General features: G+C 37.8%; 22 protein-coding genes. 4 read left to right on the forward strand and 18 right to left on the reverse strand.

Annotated elements, in window-relative coordinates:
• Positions 1-51: 51 nt before the first annotated feature.
• The 7 genes from MUN87_RS12560 to MUN87_RS12590 form a co-directional block, all read right to left on the reverse strand.
• Positions 52-1,092: a 5-methylcytosine restriction system specificity protein McrC gene (locus MUN87_RS12560; protein ID WP_244740587.1), complete on the reverse strand. Its 1,041-nt coding sequence runs from the start codon at positions 1,090-1,092 to the stop codon at positions 52-54.
• The gene (locus tag MUN87_RS12565) at positions 1,067-2,002 is read right to left on the reverse strand and encodes an AAA family ATPase (RefSeq protein ID WP_244740589.1); all 936 of its coding nucleotides are present in this window, start codon (positions 2,000-2,002) and stop codon (positions 1,067-1,069) included. Before MUN87_RS12565 ends, MUN87_RS12560 begins: the two co-directional genes overlap by 26 nt.
• A gap of 90 nt (positions 2,003-2,092) precedes the next feature.
• Positions 2,093-3,550, reverse strand: a complete 1,458-nt coding sequence (locus MUN87_RS12570; protein WP_244740590.1) for a DUF8426 domain-containing protein — start codon at positions 3,548-3,550, stop codon at positions 2,093-2,095.
• A gap of 155 nt (positions 3,551-3,705) precedes the next feature.
• A complete protein-coding gene (locus tag MUN87_RS12575; protein WP_244740592.1) occupies positions 3,706-4,311 on the reverse strand; it encodes a DUF4352 domain-containing protein in 606 nt (201 codons plus the stop codon).
• 16 nt (positions 4,312-4,327) lie between these two features.
• The gene (locus MUN87_RS12580) at positions 4,328-4,657 is read right to left on the reverse strand and encodes a hypothetical protein (RefSeq protein ID WP_244740594.1); all 330 of its coding nucleotides are present in this window, start codon (positions 4,655-4,657) and stop codon (positions 4,328-4,330) included.
• 25 nt (positions 4,658-4,682) lie between these two features.
• Positions 4,683-5,090, reverse strand: coding sequence for a DUF6438 domain-containing protein (locus MUN87_RS12585; protein WP_244740595.1), 408 nt, complete (start codon positions 5,088-5,090; stop codon positions 4,683-4,685).
• 210 nt (positions 5,091-5,300) lie between these two features.
• The gene (locus MUN87_RS12590) at positions 5,301-6,245 is read right to left on the reverse strand and encodes a helix-turn-helix transcriptional regulator (RefSeq protein ID WP_244740597.1); all 945 of its coding nucleotides are present in this window, start codon (positions 6,243-6,245) and stop codon (positions 5,301-5,303) included.
• 552 nt (positions 6,246-6,797) lie between these two features.
• On the opposite strand from MUN87_RS12590, the gene MUN87_RS12595 reads away from it, so the two are divergent.
• Positions 6,798-8,000 carry a spr1629 family repressor/antitoxin gene (locus MUN87_RS12595; protein ID WP_244740599.1) on the forward strand — a complete coding sequence of 401 codons (1,203 nt, stop codon included), beginning with the start codon at positions 6,798-6,800 and terminating at the stop codon, positions 7,998-8,000.
• A gap of 71 nt (positions 8,001-8,071) precedes the next feature.
• Here the strand turns inward: MUN87_RS12595 and MUN87_RS12600 are convergent, their stop codons facing one another.
• From MUN87_RS12600 to MUN87_RS12610, 3 genes are all read right to left on the reverse strand, one after another.
• A complete protein-coding gene (locus MUN87_RS12600; protein ID WP_244740601.1) occupies positions 8,072-9,730 on the reverse strand; it encodes an SWIM zinc finger family protein in 1,659 nt (552 codons plus the stop codon).
• A 137-nt stretch (positions 9,731-9,867) separates the two neighbouring features.
• On the reverse strand, positions 9,868-10,050 hold the full coding sequence (locus tag MUN87_RS12605) for a hypothetical protein (protein ID WP_244740603.1): 183 nt from the start codon (positions 10,048-10,050) through the stop codon (positions 9,868-9,870).
• A 26-nt stretch (positions 10,051-10,076) separates the two neighbouring features.
• Positions 10,077-11,306 (reverse strand): J domain-containing protein, encoded by a 1,230-nt coding sequence (locus tag MUN87_RS12610; protein WP_244740606.1) that lies wholly within the window; start codon positions 11,304-11,306, stop codon positions 10,077-10,079.
• 505 nt (positions 11,307-11,811) lie between these two features.
• Between MUN87_RS12610 and MUN87_RS12615 the strand changes: the two genes are divergently transcribed.
• Positions 11,812-12,339, forward strand: a complete 528-nt coding sequence (locus MUN87_RS12615) for a hypothetical protein (RefSeq protein WP_244740608.1) — start codon at positions 11,812-11,814, stop codon at positions 12,337-12,339.
• A 78-nt stretch (positions 12,340-12,417) separates the two neighbouring features.
• Positions 12,418-13,476 carry a hypothetical protein gene (locus MUN87_RS12620; protein ID WP_244740610.1) on the forward strand — a complete coding sequence of 353 codons (1,059 nt, stop codon included), beginning with the start codon at positions 12,418-12,420 and terminating at the stop codon, positions 13,474-13,476.
• Between the two features lie 685 nt (positions 13,477-14,161).
• Here MUN87_RS12620 and MUN87_RS12625 read toward each other — a convergent pair.
• The 7 genes from MUN87_RS12625 to MUN87_RS12655 all read right to left on the reverse strand — a co-directional run bounded on the left by MUN87_RS12625 (position 14,162) and on the right by MUN87_RS12655 (position 20,117).
• The gene (locus MUN87_RS12625) at positions 14,162-15,400 is read right to left on the reverse strand and encodes a J domain-containing protein (RefSeq protein WP_244740612.1); all 1,239 of its coding nucleotides are present in this window, start codon (positions 15,398-15,400) and stop codon (positions 14,162-14,164) included.
• 14 nt (positions 15,401-15,414) lie between these two features.
• Positions 15,415-17,220: an Hsp70 family protein gene (locus MUN87_RS12630; protein ID WP_244740614.1), complete on the reverse strand. Its 1,806-nt coding sequence runs from the start codon at positions 17,218-17,220 to the stop codon at positions 15,415-15,417.
• A complete protein-coding gene (grpE, locus tag MUN87_RS12635; protein WP_244740616.1) occupies positions 17,213-17,815 on the reverse strand; it encodes a nucleotide exchange factor GrpE in 603 nt (200 codons plus the stop codon). Before grpE ends, MUN87_RS12630 begins: the two co-directional genes overlap by 8 nt.
• A 193-nt stretch (positions 17,816-18,008) precedes the next feature.
• On the reverse strand, positions 18,009-18,704 hold the full coding sequence (locus tag MUN87_RS12640) for an aspartate/glutamate racemase family protein (RefSeq protein WP_244740618.1): 696 nt from the start codon (positions 18,702-18,704) through the stop codon (positions 18,009-18,011).
• 89 nt (positions 18,705-18,793) lie between these two features.
• Positions 18,794-19,147, reverse strand: a complete 354-nt coding sequence (locus MUN87_RS12645) for a DUF488 domain-containing protein (protein ID WP_244740620.1) — start codon at positions 19,145-19,147, stop codon at positions 18,794-18,796.
• 26 nt (positions 19,148-19,173) lie between these two features.
• Positions 19,174-19,506: a hypothetical protein gene (locus tag MUN87_RS12650; RefSeq protein WP_244740621.1), complete on the reverse strand. Its 333-nt coding sequence runs from the start codon at positions 19,504-19,506 to the stop codon at positions 19,174-19,176.
• A gap of 5 nt (positions 19,507-19,511) precedes the next feature.
• Positions 19,512-20,117, reverse strand: a complete 606-nt coding sequence (locus tag MUN87_RS12655; protein ID WP_244740623.1) for a YvcA-related protein — start codon at positions 20,115-20,117, stop codon at positions 19,512-19,514.
• Between the two features lie 223 nt (positions 20,118-20,340).
• Between MUN87_RS12655 and MUN87_RS12660 the strand changes: the two genes are divergently transcribed.
• The gene (locus MUN87_RS12660; RefSeq protein WP_244740625.1) at positions 20,341-20,505 is read left to right on the forward strand and encodes a Fe3+ hydroxamate ABC transporter substrate-binding protein; all 165 of its coding nucleotides are present in this window, start codon (positions 20,341-20,343) and stop codon (positions 20,503-20,505) included.
• A gap of 61 nt (positions 20,506-20,566) precedes the next feature.
• Here the strand turns inward: MUN87_RS12660 and MUN87_RS12665 are convergent, their stop codons facing one another.
• The gene (locus MUN87_RS12665; RefSeq protein ID WP_244740626.1) at positions 20,567-20,797 is read right to left on the reverse strand and encodes a hypothetical protein; all 231 of its coding nucleotides are present in this window, start codon (positions 20,795-20,797) and stop codon (positions 20,567-20,569) included.
• Between the last annotated feature and the right edge of the window lie 72 nt (positions 20,798-20,869).

Raw genomic sequence — 20,869 nt, forward strand, 5'->3', positions numbered from 1 at the left:
TAGAGTATTTTCATAATAATATTAATAAACAAATCACACGCACTTAACCTACTAGAAGAAAATAATCCTCTTAAGCTTATCCTCAATCTTTTGCCAATTTTGATCAAGATCAATCGATTCAACTCTTATCGTGAATTGATGGATGTCATACGCAAAGCTATAGCTTTGGTTAACTCTCGGATATAGCAAAATACCAATTGCTTTATCCTTTCTTTTCTTATAATCATTCTGTAAGTATGCATACAATTGATACAGATGGTTGCTTCTTATTTTATCGGACCCATAAAAATTAATTAATCCATGTTGATAGAACTTTGTGTCTATAATGAATTTTTGTTCTTGTAATTCCATTGAGATATCGGTCTTCATTATTGGTAATGCCTCGGTGTGCTCACCGACCGCATTCCAATCTAATAGTTCACTTCTAGCTTTTGAACCTGGGAATTCATAGTAATAAAATTTCTTCACAAACTTTTCAAATAACTGGGCTAATTTCATATGGTCACGAGAGAAGTCACTAAATGATAACTCTTTTTCATCTTCATGTAATAACGATTGTTCAAAAATAAATTTACAAACGGAAATAATAAATTTGTAGTGATAATTATTACGATGAATTTGGACTTCCTTAAACAATGAGGCAGTTAAACTCACCTCAGAAATACCCTGAAAATATTTTAATAGCACTTGAATAGCTGCTTGATTTTCCTTACTTAAATTATGATAACGAAGCAATCGTAAAAGGGTAACCTTGATAATTTGATTATGTAAGATATCATAGGATAATTCTTCATACTCAATATGAGCTTTACCTCTTTGAAAAGAAAAACTATTTAACGATTCTTTGAATTTTACTTTTCCTCTAATGATACCGGATTCCTCTTGAAAATCTTTATACTCTCGATAAAACCCACGTTTAACAAGCGACTGTATCTTATCTATCAAAACACGCGCAAGAATATTAATTAGATCCTTTTCATCTTTTTGATTAACCGGGATCATCCTTTTCTCTTGTGGGTGTTCCCATGCATAAACCAACATATAGAATATATTTTTAATAGGGATATTAGATGTACTTCCGTAGGAGTTCATTTACTTTATCCTCCTGATCAAACCAATATTCGCGGAGTAAGGGTTCTATTTCCATTCGAATTACTCGTTCAAACCAGCTACTCTCATCTGTTACTTTTTCATTAGGACAGAAATAACTATGACCAACTTCATATCCTTTGCCTAATTGCATGCTATCATTGATGATCTCATTATTTACTTCCTTCATTAAATTACAAATTTCTTGGATAAAACCATGACTAACCCCTTTGGATTGCAAGAACTCATTAAATGTGTCTGATTCGAACCCAGGCTCGACGTCAATAAATGCGAATCTCCGTCTTAATGCATAATCTACCATTGCTAATGATCGATCTGCTGTATTCATGGTACCAATAAGGTATAAATTTTTAGGTATATAGAAACGATCGTCACCTTTCATATAGGTTGTTTGAATACCAAACTCGTTTCCACGTTTATCTTTTTCTATTAGCATCATAACTTCACCAAAGATTTTAGATAGATTACCCCGGTTAATTTCATCAATAATAAAATAAAAATTTTCCTCTGGTTTCTTTCTTGCTTTTTCGCAGAAACGATAGAAGACACCATTTTGCAAAACAAATTTACCATCACTATTTGGCTTAAAGCCTTGGATAAACTCTTCATATGAGTAAGAAGGGTGAAATTGAATCATTTCTACATTTTCTGGCCTTTTCTCACCTAAATGATAATATGCTAACCGTTTAGCAACAAATGTTTTCCCAGCTCCTGGTGGTCCTTGCAGGATTATGTTTTGTTTATAGTCTAGCGCATCTTTTGCATCTTCTATTTTTTCTGAAGACATAAATAGATCCTTTTGAATATCTTCTATACCGTAATCAATTGTTTTAACATTGCTTTCAATTTGATACTCAGCACTTGGTTCTTTACTAACAATACGTTGCTCCATCTTTTGTAACCATTCAGCATATTCTGAAACATCTGTTAATGTCTTCGTGTTAATGTTGCTATCCGATATATCCCAGTCACCAGTGGTTATCTATTCTACATCTCGATAGGAATAGTGCTCACCATTTGATTCACTATATTTATAGGGAGAAGTAATTCTGGCTAAGCCCAAGATTTTACTAGTGCCGTATTTTACATATACAAGATCCCCTTCTTTTATTTCATGCGCAAATTGATAATTGGCAAGTGCATCATTATGTGGCTGATGTTCATATTCATATATTTTCTTTAACTCATTTTTTATTTCATTCTCAGTATTATAATCCATTAAATTACCTAATTCTCGCCATCCAATGGAAATTTGATTGTCTTCTTTAAATTTTGGCCATAGGACCCCATTTTCACCAGCTGCTATCGTCCAATAATTTATTTCCGATTCTAACTCATCTTCTTCACCTTGTGCTCCTTGAACATTTTCATAAATAAAACTAAAAAATTGATCAACTTCAAACAATAACGGCAGGTCCGTTTGCTTTCCTATAATTTCTAGATAAAAGTTAGCTACGTTATGTTCTTGTATGGTCTTTTGAAATTTAATGTATCTAACCCCTAAACTGTCACCTCGTTGATAATCGGGATTAATTTCTAAGACATTCTCTAAAGCTACTCTATCTCGTTGATTATAAAAACAATACTTTTCCGGGAACACACAACCAAGAATTTCACTTACTGCATTTATTCCAATACCGAATAATTTATACTCTGGATTATTTAAAAACTGATCAATCCGTTTTTCAATAGGTGCTTGGTCTTCACCGTGTAAAAGATACACAAAACTTTCCCGGTACTTATCAATCGGGGCATTCATATTACCTAGTGCTCTACTTCTCGCAATCGCCATTCTATAAGCATTTACATGTTCACCGATTTTTTGAAAGTCGCTCCATTCCATAGAGCTTATAAATGAAGGGTCTCGAAAATCCGAAAAATATTGATAGCTTTTATGGATGTATTCAAAATCAGTCTCAAAATGTTCTACATTATTTTTATAGAATTCTAAGTATAATTCTAATTTGGATTTATTGACTTTATTGTGTAGTAGTTCAGGAGAATTCCAATACGCCAGTAATAATTGGTATTCCTCTTCCGTTATTTTATAATTAGTTAACTGTGCAAGACGCATAATTAGAAGGTTTCCCATCTCAGGTAATGCTTTAAGATGATGCCTCAAAATTATTCCACTTTCTTCATTTAGTCGGGCTTTGTCAATTTTTAAGTCTACTTTTGGATAAGGGGAATCTGTTTCATAAGGAGCTTTAACAATTTCCCCATGCGCAATAATTCCACCAGTCCCCTTCTCTCCTCCATCAGATCGCCAAATGAAGATTTTGTCACCTACCCCCATTTCGGGTTCATGATGTTTTTGTCGAACGCTCCAATCAATTACTTTACCACTTTCCACGTACTCATTAATATTATGAATGTCAGGGAAACGATCCTCATCTATAAAGAAACGTTTTGGATTACCTTGGAATATCCAATAGTTCATTAATAACATCCTTTCAAAGAAAATAAAAAATACAATTCATTACAAACACTAATTACATATAATACTATTGTACTAAATAATAGAAGACGTAAATAGCATTAGATCAAAAATATACCGATATACTCAAAAAAGGCCGTCACAAACGGCCTTTTCCCCTATTCCAACCCAATCTCAATACTCTCCGTCCCCCAAAACCCTGTCTGAGCCTTAAGAGCAGCCTCTCCCACATTAAAATCCGCCCCAACTTCAAACACAACCGTGCCAGACTTCTCAATCCCAGGATTAAGCTGTGTCAGGAAGAAATCGGACTCCGGATCGGTATTCATCATCACATTGCCATCTGTTGACGGGTCATATTCTGTACCGTCTGCTGCTAGGAGCTGAAAGAAAGAGGAATCAATCGTAATGCTTTCCTTTTTGTCATTTTTGATCGTTACATCAACCATAACAAATTGCCCACTTGTGGTAGCTGGTTCGATAAACTCATTCCCAGCACTTATTTCATTCGTCGTATCCACTGAATTTACTGTGAACGACACATCCGCTATCGTCGCTGTATCACCAACACCAGCTCGTTTGACAGCTTCAGACTCAGCCTCTTCTTCCGCTCCCCTGTCTTCTGTTTCTGCCTTCACTTCAACATCTGCATCGCCCGAGGTTACTTCTACTCCATCGCCTTCACCATCACCCGTATCAAATAATGCCCCTAATACAATAAGTCCAATAACAATAATCGCTCCCCATTTTAAAAAACCTTTCATCTCTAATTCCTCCTTTTTAGTATGCTTCCTGTTGTTGTGCTTTCGGTTTCATTCTGAACGCCAGAATTCCTGCAATTAGTAAAAAGATAAATGCAATCGTGAAAAATAAACCATTTGCGTAAAAACCATAAAGTGCAATAATCAATAATCCGGCGCCACTGACTTTGTTCCATTTCCAAGCTAAAAACCCTAAGAATATCGCAATGACAGACAGCCAGAACACGGCAGATCCATCATTAGCCATCGAAGCATCATCGAACAGTGCACCTCCTGCTGTTACCATAAACCCGCTGACAATACCTGATAGCCCACCTAAGATGGATAGTACTGCTACCCAAATCTTCATTTACATCTCCTCCTCATGAATTTTTTTAATCAGTAAACTGTTGCAATCCAAGAATGCGTTCGATTTGATACTCAAAATGCTTAAGAGATAGAATTTTTCTATGTGTATCTGTCCCTTCTTCTGCTGAATCTCCGAGGTTATGGGTCACCTCTTTCACAAATCCATCTTGATATATAATGGAAATAAAGCACCACGGTTGATCTGTCTGAAACGTCTTACAAACGGGATAGATGAAGTCACGGAAATCAAAGGCTTGTTGCAGCTGATCTAGTTGGATCATTTGCTGCTGATTCACCTCAAATTGAGTCTTTCCATGATGCTTGTTATACAAGCTATTCGCTATTTCAGCACTGCCATCCTGATGGACAACGACATCCACTCCCGCATGCATTTCTGGATGAACCATTCGTGAGTATACCAATTTTTCAAACATGGATTGCATGCCCCTTTTCTTGCGTATTAGCAATACAAATATCAGTATAGGAGCTATTGAGGTACTATTGATGTCAGTTAGTAAACTTTTTCAAATTTATTGAGACTTTTTGCATGGTGATAATTTGACCAGGCTATCAGGCGGTGCAGAGCGGGATATAAAAAAGCATGCAATCACCCCATATCAAGGGCATTACATGCTTAGATGAAGCTATCTTTTATATTGCTGTAACATCTGTTCCACTTCCAACTCAATTTCTTTTCTTAAATCATCGGGGCCAATGACGGTTGCTTTCGGTCCCATGCCTAGGATCCATCTCTTGATTGAGTGGGAACCATTCAATGTCGCCTTGAATCGTATAGCATTATTGGGCAGCTCCTCAATCACTTGATTTTCACTGTAAATCGATTCTTTGACCTGATTGGAGAAAGGTGTCTCAATCACCAGCTCCACTTCCATAGGTTCCCGGATAAACCCTAGCTGCGGGAACTGCTCACGAATATCGAAATCTGCCGGTATATCATATGTATCCTCCAAGGCTTCGACCTGATGAATACGAATAATCTTGAATGTCCGCATATCTAACTTGTGCTCACAATATGCCACACAGTAGATATTCTCATCATATACAACAAAAGCATAGGGATTTATCATGCGCTCCGTTACTTTATTCGTCGATGCTGCTTCATATGTAATCATCACCTTCTGACGATTGTAGAACGCTTGATATAATTTCTTATAATGCTCTGATTCATTTCCCACTTCCGTATTAATCAAATAGTCATTGGCAAAATAGAAATGCTTGCTGCTTAATGACTGATCACGCTGACCTGCCTTGATCTTTTCTAATGCATTACTTAATGTCCCGTCCTCTTCAGGCTGTCTGGATATATAAGCTTTGATTGCAATTTGCAGCTCCTGCACTTCGGTAGAATTAAAGTTTCGAATCGGTAGAATCGATCTTTTGTCCAAAGAATATCCACCATTTACTCCACGTTCACTCTCTATGTAAATACCGGCCTTTTCTAATTCATCACGGTAATGACGTATCATTCTCGGTTTCACATCTAGCTCTTTTGCCAAATCATCAATTTTCATCTTTGGCCGCGCCATCAGAATTTGAATCATTTGCAGGCAATTACTTAATTTACTCATCAAATATCTTCCTTTTTTGTTAGAATAATAGCATAGGCTTTAAGTAATTGTAACATTTGATTAGGACTTTTGTCTTTGTAGTTTGGTACATTTGTTGTATTATTCAATTTTTACCAGTACAATGGATAAATAAGCATAAAGGGCATGATTTCATGCACCATTTTATAATCTGGTGGAAGAACTACTACGGATTTATGATTCTTCCATTTATCGGTCTTTTGCTTCTATACAGTAATTTCTCTACAGTAGGCAAAATAATCTTCTTCCTGTTTGTATGGTGGTTGATATGGAACTTTATCGACTTCTTGAGAAATCACTTTTTTAATAAGCCAATATGCATCACTGACTTTCCTCGCTTCTATTCATCGTACTTCGCAGTTATGTATCAGCTAGCTTTCTCAGAAATAATTGAAAGAGAACCTATCTTATTCTGGACTTTCCTTGATTATAGATATAAGAGAATATTGTTAACTATTAGAGGAGATTTCCTGCGGTTTTCAACATAAAAGAAGATAACAATTAAAGCTTGATGGATTACAGAGGGGGAGCAACATGTTTATCGGTGAAAATTTAACTAATCTTCGTATCATGCATGGCTATTCACGCAAACAGCTCTCTGACATGTTAAACGTTACAGAACAAGCAGTATGGCAGTACGAAAATAATTACACATCTCCAAAAATGCAAATAGTAAATGATTTAAAAACGATTTTCCATGTTAAAAGTAAATATTATTATCAAAAAGATATCTTAAATCGTTACGTAGCATTAGATACTATACCTGTTATGAATATTGCCTACGGGTCAAAGATCATAAATGTCTTATCTAGAACACAAGCAGAAGCAAAACACCTTGAATATGTAGACAGTTTTGTAAACTATATAACGGCTCATTTATCATTACCATCACAACAGATTATCCAATTAAGAGAAGAAGTCATTCACTATTTAAATACTTCTAATGAGGATCGAGAATCACAAATAAATAAAGTCGCTAAGCTTACACGCCAACGATTAAGTCTTCGTAATGATACAAATGATAATTTGTTGTTTCATTTAGAAAAGAGCGGAATATTTATTTTTGAAAAGGCGATTGGTGAGGAAATTGATGCGTATAGTTTGTGGACAAAGCAAGATCGGCCATTCATTATTTTAGGAAGTTTAAAACGGTCAGCAGTTCGTAGAAATTTCGATCTGGCACATGAACTTGGTCACTTATTACTTCACTACAAAGTTGAATTTACCACCTTAGATCGCAAAGAGCACAAAGCTTTGGAGCAAGAAGCTAATATGTTTGCCGGGGCTTTCTTATTACCTGAGGAGGCATTTGCAGAAGACATGCAACACATCGTCTCTGTTACCAATCCTGATGCCTATATCGATCTTAAGCAGAAATGGAAAACGTCACTGCAGGTATTAGGCTACCGAGCCGTTCATTTAAAAATCTTAGATGCCAAAAAACATCGCAACTTTTATGCAGCACTTCATCGTAAAGGCTATCTCAAGAGAGAACCTCTCGATGAAACAATACCGATCCAAAAGCCACAAAAGATGAAATCGATTATTGATCTAGTAGTGAAAAAGAAATTGATTGACATCCGCGAGATGCTTGAAAGAGATTGGATGGTAGATATAACGTTCTTACACCGGATAACAGGTATTGAATCAAGCTTCTTTGACAACTACATGCATCAGCAGCAAGATTTTGAGCTACTACATGTGGCGGAGATTTCTTCAAATCTGAAAGAAATGTAGAGTCATTAAAAAATGCCTGTCACCGATCTCCCACTCAGTGACAGGCACCAAACACTAGAGTGAACGTTCCATCACACCCGTGCCAATTCATCCAAAAATGCTGGTTTTCTATAATATTTGCTTTCTAGCTCCTTGATGATAACATTAGCTTTTTCTTGCCCACATGCTTTTCTGAATGTTTTTATGACCCTGCACACATCTCGGTATCCTTTCCTGTTTGAGGATCTTTCAGCCATTACATGTATAAATTCTATAAAAATATCAGTTACGTGTTCTGGATACTCCTTTTGTAGATGAGGATAGAGATCTGCAATAGTACCAGGGTGATTCTGGCAATACGCTAAAAGCTTTTCGGTTAACCCTTCTTCTTTTAAAATACGGACATAGACGTTACCATTAAAACCCGTTTGCGATAAATGGTCCGTGATATACTCTAGGACTTGCGGCCATTCTTTCTCGCTGTATAACTGCTTTATCTTTAGAAAGTAGTCATAATCTCCATTCAGTAATAATGACATACCTAATGATTTTTGATTGGGTTCATCATGCAACGCTTCATATGCCTGATAACGATATTCCTGCCATTGACGTTCAAGGCCAGGATATTGCTTGTCTCTCTCTTCACCGTCTAAGCATAACGCTACTACTTTTTCATAGTTTGCTTGATCAACATTATCATGGATCACACGCTTTCTGAATTTAGATGAATCTATGTTGCTTTCCAGGAATGCCTCCCGTTTTTCTACTGGATCAAATTGTTCAATTAAATCCAACTGAATAAGTTTTATCTGTTCACGATCAAAAGAAGCACTCCAGTTGTCGCTGTTTTTTTCAGTTAAAATCGTTTCAAGCTCTTCTTCCAGCATGGTCCGGCAGTCTGTAAGATGACAAAACGGGACACAACATTGAAGTAAGGTAAACCGCCAATCATTCCAGCCTTTGTACTTATCCTGTCTTGCTACTTCTATCAGCTTTTGAACGATCTCTCTTTTTTCAGAATCGCTCAGAATATCTTCGCCTCGCAATATTGCGATATCTATCTTATCTAGTGCCTCTTCAATGACCATACCGACATCACCACCGGAATCATCACAATATTGCAATAAATCTATCATTTCAGACAAGACGGTCTCACCAAGTAGAACCGCCATTTTGATTTCCTCATCATCTATACTTTCTTCCATTTTTTCTAGTACCAATTCTGCACCTTTTACTGCACGACTGGCATTTCGAAAATGAACAAATCCATCTACTTCAGCCAGTTCAATATATTGCTGAATTAATTCCTTAGATGCTGATACTCCACTCTTCTGAGGTCCATAGTGAAGACGCAGCTCTTGTTCCATTTCAGCATTACGATCAGCATATTCCACTACTATTTGAATTAAGTCTTGCTTCGTCAAACCTTGTAAGAGATCTTGTAATGCTGGTTCCTTCCTATCTTTACCATAAGCAAAAGAAGCATTTCTATTTCGCAATGCAAAGAAAACAGCTGCCTCATGCTTACATATATCACCAACATCATACGGGCAGTTGCAGCTGGAATATTGTATGTTTTCCGCTTCATCCATTTTTACCTCAATATGATACTCTTCAGAACCGTTGACTATAGCGGTATAATGGCCCGGCCTTGACTCTTGAACAGCATTTACATGTTGCCATTCATAATAGTCCTTGCCTCGCGACACAATTACTTCGTTACTATATTGTTCAAAATCATTTAAATTCAATGATGGACCTCCTATTCTACATAGTCGATCTTTTCCCATTCAGGCAATTGGGACAGACCCATTCGTCTTACACAAATGTAACAATGAACCTACACAAGCATTAATAGATAGATTCAACTTCCATTATGACATGTTGATTATAAACGATCCATTATTACTTTGTCTTTTTGCAGATGAATAATGGCTCCATTTCTTTGAGACGTCGGCTTCTTTTGGTGTTTTGCTTTTCTTATAGCAATAGTGCCATTGGTCCCGTTCCCATTATAAACAGCAGCAAGATTTTTAGTTACTGCATGTATCGGATTTTTGCTTCCACTCATCAACGCAGGGCCACAGGTACAAGTGACTATTTAACCTTCAACAAATCCCGGCGCAGTTTCCGGTTAAAATCTGCTGTTAACTCAGCAAATATACTATCCCACTTTTCCTTGTACTGTTTATAAAGAAGCGGATATTTCTTGCGCAGCTTTACAATTCCAGCGGCATATTCTGCTTTATGTGTTTCAAAGTCTTCTATAGTAGATGGTGATTCTTCATTCAGCAAGTCTGCTATGTGCTCTGGCAGACATTTATACGAGTAAAACCATTCCGCTGCCTTTATATGAACCATCGGAAAGATATCTTCATCACCGGCAACTTTCCCTAGCTCTTTTTGGATCCGTGCGTTGTTTTTTATATCATCTTGTAACTGCTTGATCTCCGGATCGTTTTTATCTGTTAAGAATGTAAGCAAGTTCAAGTAGACTTCCGCTTCTCGATATTTCTCCTGCTTATGATGCTCGCTGCATTTCAACATTAACTGATGGTACAGATCATCTCTGTCCTCTTGACGCGTTACATGTTTTATAAATTTTTCGAATGTACGCTGTACGTTTGATAAGGCAGACCACTCTTTATACATGATGACCATTTCCAACCATAATATATAAAGGGGACCATTATTTAACGTATCATTACCATCCACTGAAACGGAATGTTCCAGCGTTTCCAGCGCCTTCTCACTTTCTCCTATTTCATCATAAAGGTTTGCAAGGGTGATCGCAAAAACCGGCGTGTGCTCTGGAATACTCTCCATTCCTTGCTGTAACGTTTCAATCGCTTCCTTTATATCTCCCATCCCAAATAAAACATTTGCCTTTATGGAGAACATAATGGCCGCTTCTTCCGGATATAAAACAGTTGTGAAAATATCCGCAAACCAGCTTTCTACTTCCTGTCTGTCTTTTCTCAAGCCGGCTACTTGCATCAATCCAGCCTTCACTACTAAATTGTCAGGGTCTGCTTGTTGAAGCAGGTCTTCAGCTTTCTTGCTGTCATTATGCTGGATCGCGGATAGCGCATTCTCTATCAAAGACCCTTCCTTATCTCCGTACTTACGGTAGATATCGTATTCCTTCCGTTTGATTGGATCTTTTAATATTTCATATGCTTTCTGTAGCTTTTCCAATCCTTCTGGGTCTGTTTCGGGCGAATACTCTTGTATTGCCTTCCTATATTTCTCACTAATGCTACTCTCGTCAATATTAGCGTTGATTCCAAGGATTTCATAATGATTTTCGATTGTTTCTTTCGTCACTTTTGAGAACCTCCTTATAACACAAAATCCATACCTGCAATGGCAGTAAATGATGTTGGACTTATCCACCAATCATTTACTAACAAAAGAGGTATTCTACCATTCTATTATCACTGGAATAAACATTTAAACTCTAGATATGCTGAAATTTCCCAAAACACCCTACTATTCAATGGTAATAACAGGAGGAAGGAATTATATAAAACTTTTCCTCCATTTTATTAATATGATTACCTGTTGTATTTAACAGAACAAGTTTAACATCACCTTCTTAAAGAATCATCAGAAGTTCCCTACCCCTTAGAATGAGCTGTCGATATGTTCGTCCTCCATCATCATACGGATAAATACCAAAAAATGACTGCTTCGTTTCTGGGTTGACGATGCATTTTCTAACTCTTCGACAATTTTCTCATGTGAAAGATTCGAAAATGCACATTGACAAAAAAAAAAAAAACATGTTACGGTATTATTATACAAATTTTGGATAGGACTGTAATAATTTATGAAAAGAAGCAAAATCATTTCTTCAATTGGAATCGCCTTCGTATCACTCACATTATTTTCTACGGGTGTAAGCGCAGACACAAATGAAAATGAAAAATTAACAGAAGAACACCAAATCAATTGGGAAACAGAATGGAATAGCAAAGGTGATTTAGACAGTTCAATTGAGTTTGGAAGTGTTTCTGGTAGCGGTGGACAAGTCTCTTCTCGAAGTTGGGGATCCTTATCTACCGGGAAAACAAATACTTCTTCTGACTATGTGAATAACACGGTAACTAGCACTGGTACATCAAAAGGTAAAGTTCTCACTACAGTTACTTCAGCTACTACTAGTGTAAAAGACGTTAATACTGGAGTTTCAGTAAACGGTGATAAAAGTACTGCGATAGCTAAGTTTACAGCAGAATCCACAGCTACAATTCCGGCTATTTCTTTAAATTCTTATTGGGGTTTAACTATTCATACTGCTACAGATTCCGGAATTTTATATGAAGCTAGAACGGCGGATTCTTTGACGCATTTATGAAATATTTGAAATAATAGTATTGAAAATTGCACTAAGCAATTCTTGCTTAGTGCAATTTAGTTAGAAAGGATAAATATATTGAAAAAAACACTAATCATATTAATAAGTATTACTTTTTTGACTATAGGTTGTTCTAATAATGAATTAAACAAACAGTATAGTGATAGTGATGTGAAATTCTTATCTAGCAAGAGTGATGTATTAAACAGGTCAGAAAAACTAGAATTATTAAATCAATCGGATCAGATGGCTACTTCCTCTGTCCCTTTTACAGTAGCAAAAGCCTTTTTTCCAGATGATGAGTTTGTAAATAAGATAACTATACAAAAGGGGGAGAGCTTTACTTATCTTAAAGTCCCAAATGGTAGAAATAGTATCACTGGAGAAATCGTGGTTGAAAACGCTAAGAATGAAGATATTGAACTTCAAGTAATTTTCATGCAAGGCAATAATTCTGTTAAAGTGAGGCCTAAAGAAGCAGTAGAGTGGTCAAGATCCTTGAATTTTCAAGTTCCCTCGAAAACCTCTATTAGTCTCAATGTCGAAATCACAATTGATAAAGAAAGTTTTCAAGAGTTCTCATTTATACCAATAGAAAAAGTACCGAGTGACCAAAAGTTAGGTAATGAAACGATTACTAATTCTCGTTTTTTCTTACAACTAGATGATGTTACGATAAAGAATAAATCCTTAGAAGAACAATCATTCAAATTAAATGATAATGAAATTAATTCTTTAAAAAATCTTCTACCAACACCTACTTGGTTTGATGAAAACAAAAATGACATAAAATTTATATCAGACAAGGGCGAGTTCTTTAGTAAGAGACCTGTGAAAGGTATTAAATTAGATGCAATACCATATAGTACAAAGGTTGATATATTACTTTTTGATGAATATGGTAATTCATCATTAATAAAAGAAAATGTGTCTGTTGAAAAAAATAAAGAAAACTATATTTCTATAAGCGACAAAGTTATTAATGATATGTACGCTCAAGATATGCGGCAATATATTATGGTTACTAATAATAGAGAAGAAAATATTCTTGCAGATATCAGAGCACTGATACAAAAACAAAAACCATTTCCAACATCATATCAAGGGATTCTTGAATTACATCCCTTGAAGAATTAAACAAAAACAAAGAAGGTGTAATTTATTAATAAATGGTGTGTATATCAAATAATAAGCATAATATGTTTAGGTAGTTTTTTCTTTTTTGTAGAAACTAAAGGTCATGATTTTTTTCTTTCTTTTGTATCATCTGACCATAGGATAGGAATACAAATAAGTGTAGCATTAATTATATTGGTACTTTTAGGATTTAATTACCTAATGTTTTTTTTTCAAATCCAGAAACACAAACATCTCTTTAATCATAATTTTTGGAATAAAGCACCTTTTATTTTTACAATAATAGAAATATTACTAATTATCCTGTTTCTTTCATTTGGAGTTACTGGAGATCTTTTTATTTTAGTAGAACATCAAAGGTGGATTATTTATATTTTCATGACCTTGTTTATATCAGTATTATATTTTATAGTGTTAGCTGTCGTGGCTAGATATAATAATTCCTCAAGATCTATAATAAAAATTAGTTTTTATTGTACATTTCTTTTTTTAGTTATCTCTATATTCTTACTTTAACATAATTGTGCACAGGTGCCAGGCACCCTAAAAAGACAAAACCACTAATTTGTCCTCTGTGTGAGAACATTTCAATAAATGATCTTCCTACAAGTATCTTCATTTACACTGTACTCCCCGGCTGGACATAACCTGCAATTTGTCTTTTTGTGGTGACAGGCACCTAACACTATTTAACCTTCTTCAAATCGCGTTTCATTTGCCGGTTAAACCCTTCCGTTAACTCATCAAACAAGCTATCCCAACTATCTTTGAACTGCTTATACAGTACCGGATATTTTTTGCGCAGCTTAATGATTCCGGCTGCGAAGTCTTCTTTCTCTTCTTCAAATTCTGCTACAACAGACAGTGGGATGCCATCAAGTACGGACGCTACTTCCTCTGCTGGCAATTTGTCGGCATAAAACCATTGGAATCCTTTCAGATAAAGCAGCGGAAACATGTCTTCATCCCCGCCAAGTCTGTCTAATTCCTTCTGGGCCCGTGCGTTGTTCTTTACTTCAAATTGTAATTGTTTCAGTTCAGGATCGTTCTTATCTGATAAGAATGTAAGCAAGTTAATATAGACTTCCGCTTCTCTATATTCCGCAAGCTGATAATGCCCGCTAAAACTAGCCATTAACTGCTCGTACAACTCATCTCTGTCTTCTTGATTGGTGATATTTTTCATATGTTTTTTAAATTTACTCTGTACTTTCGATAAGGCTGACCACTCTCTGGACACGACGACCATTTCCAGCCATAAGAGATAAATGGGACCGTCATTTATTGTGTCGGTACCGTCCTCCGAAACGGAATTCTCCATCGTTTTCATCGCGTTCTTAAATTTCCCTATTTCAGCATAAAGGACCGCAAGAGACATCGCCAAAACCGGCGTGTACTCTGGAACCCGCTCCATACCTTGATGCAGCGTTTCAATCGCTTCCTCCATACATTCCATATCGGTTAACACTTTTACTTTTACCGAGTGCATAATTGCCACTTCTTCAGGATCGGAAACAGAGGTTAAGATATCCGTAAATATGCTTTCTACTTCCTCCAGGTCGTTTTTTAAGCCGGCTAATTGCATAAATCCGGCCTTCACGATTAAATTGTTAGAAGTTAGCTTGTCTGCCCGTTGAAGCAGATCTTCTGCTTTCTTGGCATCACCCTGCTCGATTGCGGATAGAGCATTTTCCAGCAAATCCTCTTCCTTGCCTCCGTATTTGCGTAAGAAGTCATATTCTTTTCGTTTGATCGGATCTTTTAGCGTTTCATACGCTTTTCGCACCTTTTCGAAGCCTTCTGGGTCTGTTTCGGGTGGATGCTCTTTCACTGCCTTAATATATTTCTCTTTAATTCTGCCCTGTCCAATATTGGCAGTGGTTCCTAGAATTTTATAATAATTTTCGATTTTTTCTTTCGCCATTTTCGACAACCTCCTTATAACTCAAGATCCATAAATAAGTCTGTTACCTCATCAATAGCCTCTTCTAATAACACCTCGTCGACTACGGCTATGGCCTCATTTAGATCATCTAAACAATGCTGGACTTGTACCTTGTCCTCACCGGATAACGTTTTTTCAGCTTCCTTGCAACGGTTCTTCCATTGTTTTGCCTCTTTAAGCAACTCCTCCAGCTCGGCATCCTCATCCAGCAGATCAAATAAGTCCGGCTGATCAAATTCCGGCAGCTCGTCCTCTCCTTGATAGGCTGCTTCTACTTTTTCCTTGCTCTGTTGTAATGCTTCTTCCGAACTGCGGTCCATCGCATCCTGCAGCGTTACTGTCATCGATTCACCTGTCGATACACTGGCAGCTGTTACTTCTAAAATACCGTTCAGATTATAACGGAAAGTGACTTCCACTGCCTCCGCACCAGCGGGACTAGCTGGCAGTCCTTTTAATACAAATTCATTTAAAAAGTGATTGTCTCTGGCTAACTCGTGTTCGCCCTGGAAAATTTGGATATGCACTTCTGTCTGATGGTCCACCACTGTACAGAATGATTCCGAACGCGTTACCGGAATGGTTGTATTTCTCGGAATAATGGCCTTGTAACTTAACAGTTCATCCATGACGTCTTCGATCACCGCGATACCCATGGAAAATGGGGCTACATCCGTCACAATCATCCCACTGTCCGACAATGCACCAGATTTCAATCCACCCTGGACAGCAGCACCATAAGCAACGGTCAGGTCCGGATCGATATTGCTCTGCGGCGATTGTTGGAAATAGTCCTCAATTAAGGCATGTACTTTCGGAATCCTTGTCGAGCCGCCGACCAGTAATACGTTATCAATTCCATCTGCAGCCAGTTCTGCATCTGTTAACACATCTTCCACCTTGGCCATCGTTTCATCAAGTAATGGGGAGATCAAGGTGACAAAGCTATCACGAGTTATGGTTTTGTATAATCCTAATGGCTTCTCGTTCTTCATTACGACAACCGGGATGGCGATATCAACTTGCTCTTCAGCAGACAGCTGCTTTTTTATTTTTTCTGCTTCCTCTTTCAACAAAGCCTTTCCGCGAACATCCTGACGCGGGTCTACGCCATGTTCTGACAGCATCGCTTCTGCCAGCCATTCTACTAACAGCCAATCAAAATCTTCCCCGCCCAGCTTGCTATTTCCGGTCGATGCTTTTACCTCCAGGATACCATCCATCATTTCCACGACGGAGACATCGAACGTCCCGCCACCTAAGTCATAAACGAGTATGTGACGATTTTCCTCTAGGTTCTGCAATCCATAAGCTAGCGCAGCAGCCGTTGGTTCATTGATAATTCGTTCCACGATGAAACCTGCCAGTTCTCCTGCTTTTTTCGTTGCTTTTCGTTGTTCGTCGGTGAAGTAGGCTGGTACGGTAATGACTGCCTCTTTCTCTCCTTCACCTAATCGCTCATCTACCTGCTCCTTCAAGCTCTGCAGGATCATTGCCGACACTTCTTCCGGTAAGTAGTTTTTGCCGGAAATCGGGATGCTGGCTGTTTCACCCATTTCCCGTTTCACGGTGGCCTTCGTTCTGTCTGGCATCCCTATCAGGGCGGCGCGGGCATCTTCCCCCACGATCACATTCTGATTAGGATCGATCAGCACAACGGACGGAACAATCTCACTGCCATCTTTAGCGGGGATTATTTCTGGTTTACCTTGATGAATATGAGCCACCGCTGAGTTCGTAGTACCTAAGTCAATCCCGACGATCGGACGAAACCCCTGATTTTTATCTTCCTTACTCATGTACATCCCCCTCTACTGTTATGACCTGTGCCTTGCGGATCACTTTGCCTTGCTCGTTAACAAACCCTCTTTTCAGCACCTCGACTACTTGATATGGAACGCTTGGTGTACTAGCCAGTTCTGATTTGGCAACCGTTTGCATGGATTCTGCTAGCTGTGGATCAAAGCCTTTCCCCAAGACTTCCACTTCATATACGCCTATGTTCTTCAGGTCAGTGAGCATAGTTTGTATCCAATGCTTGAGCATTTCTTCCCATTGTTTATCTGCTTCCTTAATTCCCGATGATACGTGATCCATTTCATCAATCATCGCCAAATGGGATTCTATCTGTTGCTTTTGCCGATGTTGATACTGGTTATTTTCATTTGATAGCTTGTCACGTTCCGTCTGTATAGACAGGACAGATGGTAAGTTGTCCAGTTTTTCTTCGATGTTCTTGCTCGTTTTCACCTGGTGTCTGGACAATTTTTTCAATTGATCGGTCACTTTCAACACATGCTCCTGTAACTCATCCACTTGTTGTTGCAGACGTTCCAGTTCGTCATGCTTATTTTCTTTTTCGTCTGAATTCTTACGCCAAAATTGCCAATTCATTGCTATCTCCTTGTTTGCTTTTTTTTCGACATGATTCTGCTCTACTTTTATTTTATCTGATGCGCTATGACATAACAAATCATATCCGGACAGAAACAATCTGCTATCCTCCGCCACATCGATTTAAACGGACTAGACTGACATTCACCCAGAAAAAACCCTGCTATTCAACGTAATAGCAGGGTTAAGAGAATTACAAGAAAACCTGTTCCAACATTTTATCAAGATGGATCTCGGTCGTATTTAACAGCGCAAGATCAACGTCGCCTTCTTTCAGTATCATCGGCAGTTCCGTGCACCCCAGAATGAGACTATCGATATGTTCTTCCGCTATCATCTTCTGGATAATTGCCAGAAAAGACTGCTTCGTCTCCGGGTTAACGATGCCATTTTCTAGCTCTTCGACAATTTTCTCATGTAGGAAGAGCTGGTCCTGTTCACTTGGAACGACGATTTCTTTTCCGTTTTCCAGGAATGGCTTTTTAAAGAAGTCATGCTCCATCGTGAATTTGGTACCGAGCAGTCCTACTTTCTTTAGTCCTTGTTCTGCGGCTTTTTCATAAGTTGCCTCCACGATGCTGATCATCGGTACCTTTGTTAGCTGGCTGACTTCCTCAAAGACAATATGCGGGGTGTTGGCCGAGATCACGATAAAGTCTGCGCCTATTGCTTCCAGTTTTTGTACTGCTTCCCCTACGTATTCGGTCAAGTCATTCAATCTGTTTTCACTAATACAAGCAAAAATGTTATACATATTAATACTGTTGATGAACAGCTCTGGCAGCACCTGTTTGCTGTTCAACTTGTCTTGATATTTTGCGATAAATGTTTGATAGTAGTCCACGGTTGATTCTGGGCCAAGCCCGCCTACAATACCTGCCTTTTTCACAGAAAATCCCCTCCACACCGTATTTTGCAAAACATGTATTTTATATACATATTATGACACAGATTGGATTCTTTGTGAATGCCTGCTGCTTATGTTTCGAGCAGCTCCTTCAAGATCATCACATGATTATACTCCAGCTCTTTCGTGGCAAAAAGGAGCGTGATCTCTCCATTATGCTCCTCGTAACAGTCCTTTAACTTCGCCAACGCTTCTCTCTTCTCCCCGTCATCTCTTAATTCCTGCAGATATTCGGTTCGAAATGTGGCAAACTTCTCTGGATCATGGCCGAACCATTTACGGAGACTGGGCGACGGGCCAATTTCTTTCAGCCATAAGTCCAGCTTTGCAGCCTTTTTGGAGACGCCTCTTGGCCAGACGCGGTCGACTAGTATGCGTATGTTATCGGTTTTGGTTGGTTGGTCGTAGATTCTTTTTAGTTTCATCGGATGCTCCTTGTGTCATTTTTACATCAAATATTATCCCGATAAGTCAACGTCATCTGTTGCTCGTTTATATCTTCTACCTGGTCATTTATATTGGTAACCATCTTGCTGATTTGTTGATCCGTATCCTCCAGAATCTGCAAATTATGCTGTTTGAGCCGTTGTGTTTGCTCAAGCATCGAATCGATGATCTCCCCTTTTTGATCTTCATTCACAATGATGGAATCAATTAATTGGTAGAATTCTTCTAAATAAATTTGTCTGATTTTATTCTCTAACTCTTCCGGTGAAAGATCCTGATATCCGATATCAATCAATCTCATTTTAAATGCCGGGCTAGAGATAATATCTTTCTCCATTACCATCACCCACCTTCTTTATCAAACAACTGAATATTTTTTAACCATTCGACTATTTCTTCTTTTTTGGCAATCCGTTTTTCTTCACACGCTTTAGCGCCTAGTTCTTTCGAGCATCTTATATCTGTAAAAATGTGAATTTGTTGTCCCTGCTCTTCTTTCCGAATTAATGTAGCAAGTTCCGTAACATCATCATATTTATATTCTGCAATTTCTACATGCTGATCTTGAAACGCAGAAGGAATTTCTTCAAAGCTTAAATCGACACCCATCCTTGACGTTATATCTTCTTTACCATGCGCTGCGTCGGATAAGAAGCTATAGTATTCTACCTGGTGACCTACATATATATTTTCAAAGTTTTTTGTTTCCATATTTACTAACTCACTGCGATTATCCGGGCCAATATTATAACTTTTCTCACTGATCGTCATATCTTCGGGAAAGTTCATTTGATATGCCCCGGTCTTGGAGACAAAAGAATAATAGCCTTCTTCCGTTGGTTCAGTTGATTCCATAAATCCCCGTGTAAATTCATCCTGAAATGCTGGCACATCAGGTAAATCCGTTGCATTCATTTCAGATGGTTTCGCATTTTGATTATTTGTCATTTGACAGCCTCCTAAAAAAACAGTTAAGACAACAAAGATAAGGAGATTTCGAATTTTCACAATAGCAGCCTCCAAGCTTACAGTATGACGTGATCATTATTCCATGTTTAGTGTACATAATATAGGAAAAAAATTGTAGTAATTACTGATAAATAATGGGAATTATTTTAAAATGAAGGTGTTGTTGGATAAAATCTCAGTAAAAACGCTTAGGAGGATGGACATGCTTGAACGAAAGCTGTATTGTTCCGATTGTAATAAAGAAATAGAAGCTGGAGAAGACATCTATGCAAAAATGAAGGCTCCCAAACATAAAATCATGGTGGAGATTAAAGCTTATTTAAAGAAGGAAAGCGATATTTTGTGCCAGGAATGCTTTGGGAAATGAAAGGATCCAAGCATCACTGTAGCGGATCGCTCTGAAAGCATCTTCTTGTAAAGATGCTTTCTTAACGTTTTTGATTGCGAAACGCTTCTAAGACAATGAATAAAATTCCCAATATTAGAGAAATCCAGATCACAATATCAATGGTGACTGGAGCCATATCAAGCATAGCTATCCAATTTCCTGAGGTTGCGATGTCATTGCTTGCAACTAATATTGCGGTGCTGATTAACTTACTTGCGTATATAACGGCAGCAATGAATAGTAATGAAATCCCGACAAGAGTACGCTTCACCTATATTCCCCCTTTTTATCGGCAGAATGGCTATTCCCTTCCGCCAATACTTCCTAAATAGTCCATACACTT

Source organism: Gracilibacillus salinarum, assembly GCF_022919575.1.
Lineage (GTDB): Bacteria > Bacillota > Bacilli > Bacillales > Amphibacillaceae > Gracilibacillus > Gracilibacillus salinarum.

What these genes read in the sequence shown, in the direction of transcription:
- MUN87_RS12560 (WP_244740587.1), bottom strand. Translation starts at nt 1,092, where the DNA reads ATGAACTCCTACGGAAGTACATCTAATATCCCTATTAAAAATATATTC.
- MUN87_RS12565 (WP_244740589.1), bottom strand. Translation starts at nt 2,002, where the DNA reads ATGGAGCAACGTATTGTTAGTAAAGAACCAAGTGCTGAGTATCAAATT.
- MUN87_RS12570 (WP_244740590.1), bottom strand. Translation starts at nt 3,550, where the DNA reads ATGAACTATTGGATATTCCAAGGTAATCCAAAACGTTTCTTTATAGAT.
- MUN87_RS12575 (WP_244740592.1), bottom strand. Translation starts at nt 4,311, where the DNA reads ATGAAAGGTTTTTTAAAATGGGGAGCGATTATTGTTATTGGACTTATT.
- MUN87_RS12580 (WP_244740594.1), bottom strand. Translation starts at nt 4,657, where the DNA reads ATGAAGATTTGGGTAGCAGTACTATCCATCTTAGGTGGGCTATCAGGT.
- MUN87_RS12585 (WP_244740595.1), bottom strand. Translation starts at nt 5,090, where the DNA reads ATGTTTGAAAAATTGGTATACTCACGAATGGTTCATCCAGAAATGCAT.
- MUN87_RS12590 (WP_244740597.1), bottom strand. Translation starts at nt 6,245, where the DNA reads ATGAGTAAATTAAGTAATTGCCTGCAAATGATTCAAATTCTGATGGCG.
- MUN87_RS12595 (WP_244740599.1), top strand. Translation starts at nt 6,798, where the DNA reads ATGTTTATCGGTGAAAATTTAACTAATCTTCGTATCATGCATGGCTAT.
- MUN87_RS12605 (WP_244740603.1), bottom strand. Translation starts at nt 10,050, where the DNA reads ATGAGTGGAAGCAAAAATCCGATACATGCAGTAACTAAAAATCTTGCT.
- MUN87_RS12615 (WP_244740608.1), top strand. Translation starts at nt 11,812, where the DNA reads ATGAAAAGAAGCAAAATCATTTCTTCAATTGGAATCGCCTTCGTATCA.
- MUN87_RS12625 (WP_244740612.1), bottom strand. Translation starts at nt 15,400, where the DNA reads ATGGCGAAAGAAAAAATCGAAAATTATTATAAAATTCTAGGAACCACT.
- MUN87_RS12630 (WP_244740614.1), bottom strand. Translation starts at nt 17,220, where the DNA reads ATGAGTAAGGAAGATAAAAATCAGGGGTTTCGTCCGATCGTCGGGATT.
- grpE (WP_244740616.1), bottom strand. Translation starts at nt 17,815, where the DNA reads ATGAATTGGCAATTTTGGCGTAAGAATTCAGACGAAAAAGAAAATAAG.
- MUN87_RS12645 (WP_244740620.1), bottom strand. Translation starts at nt 19,147, where the DNA reads ATGAAACTAAAAAGAATCTACGACCAACCAACCAAAACCGATAACATA.
- MUN87_RS12650 (WP_244740621.1), bottom strand. Translation starts at nt 19,506, where the DNA reads ATGGAGAAAGATATTATCTCTAGCCCGGCATTTAAAATGAGATTGATT.
- MUN87_RS12655 (WP_244740623.1), bottom strand. Translation starts at nt 20,117, where the DNA reads ATGACAAATAATCAAAATGCGAAACCATCTGAAATGAATGCAACGGAT.
- MUN87_RS12660 (WP_244740625.1), top strand. Translation starts at nt 20,341, where the DNA reads ATGCTTGAACGAAAGCTGTATTGTTCCGATTGTAATAAAGAAATAGAA.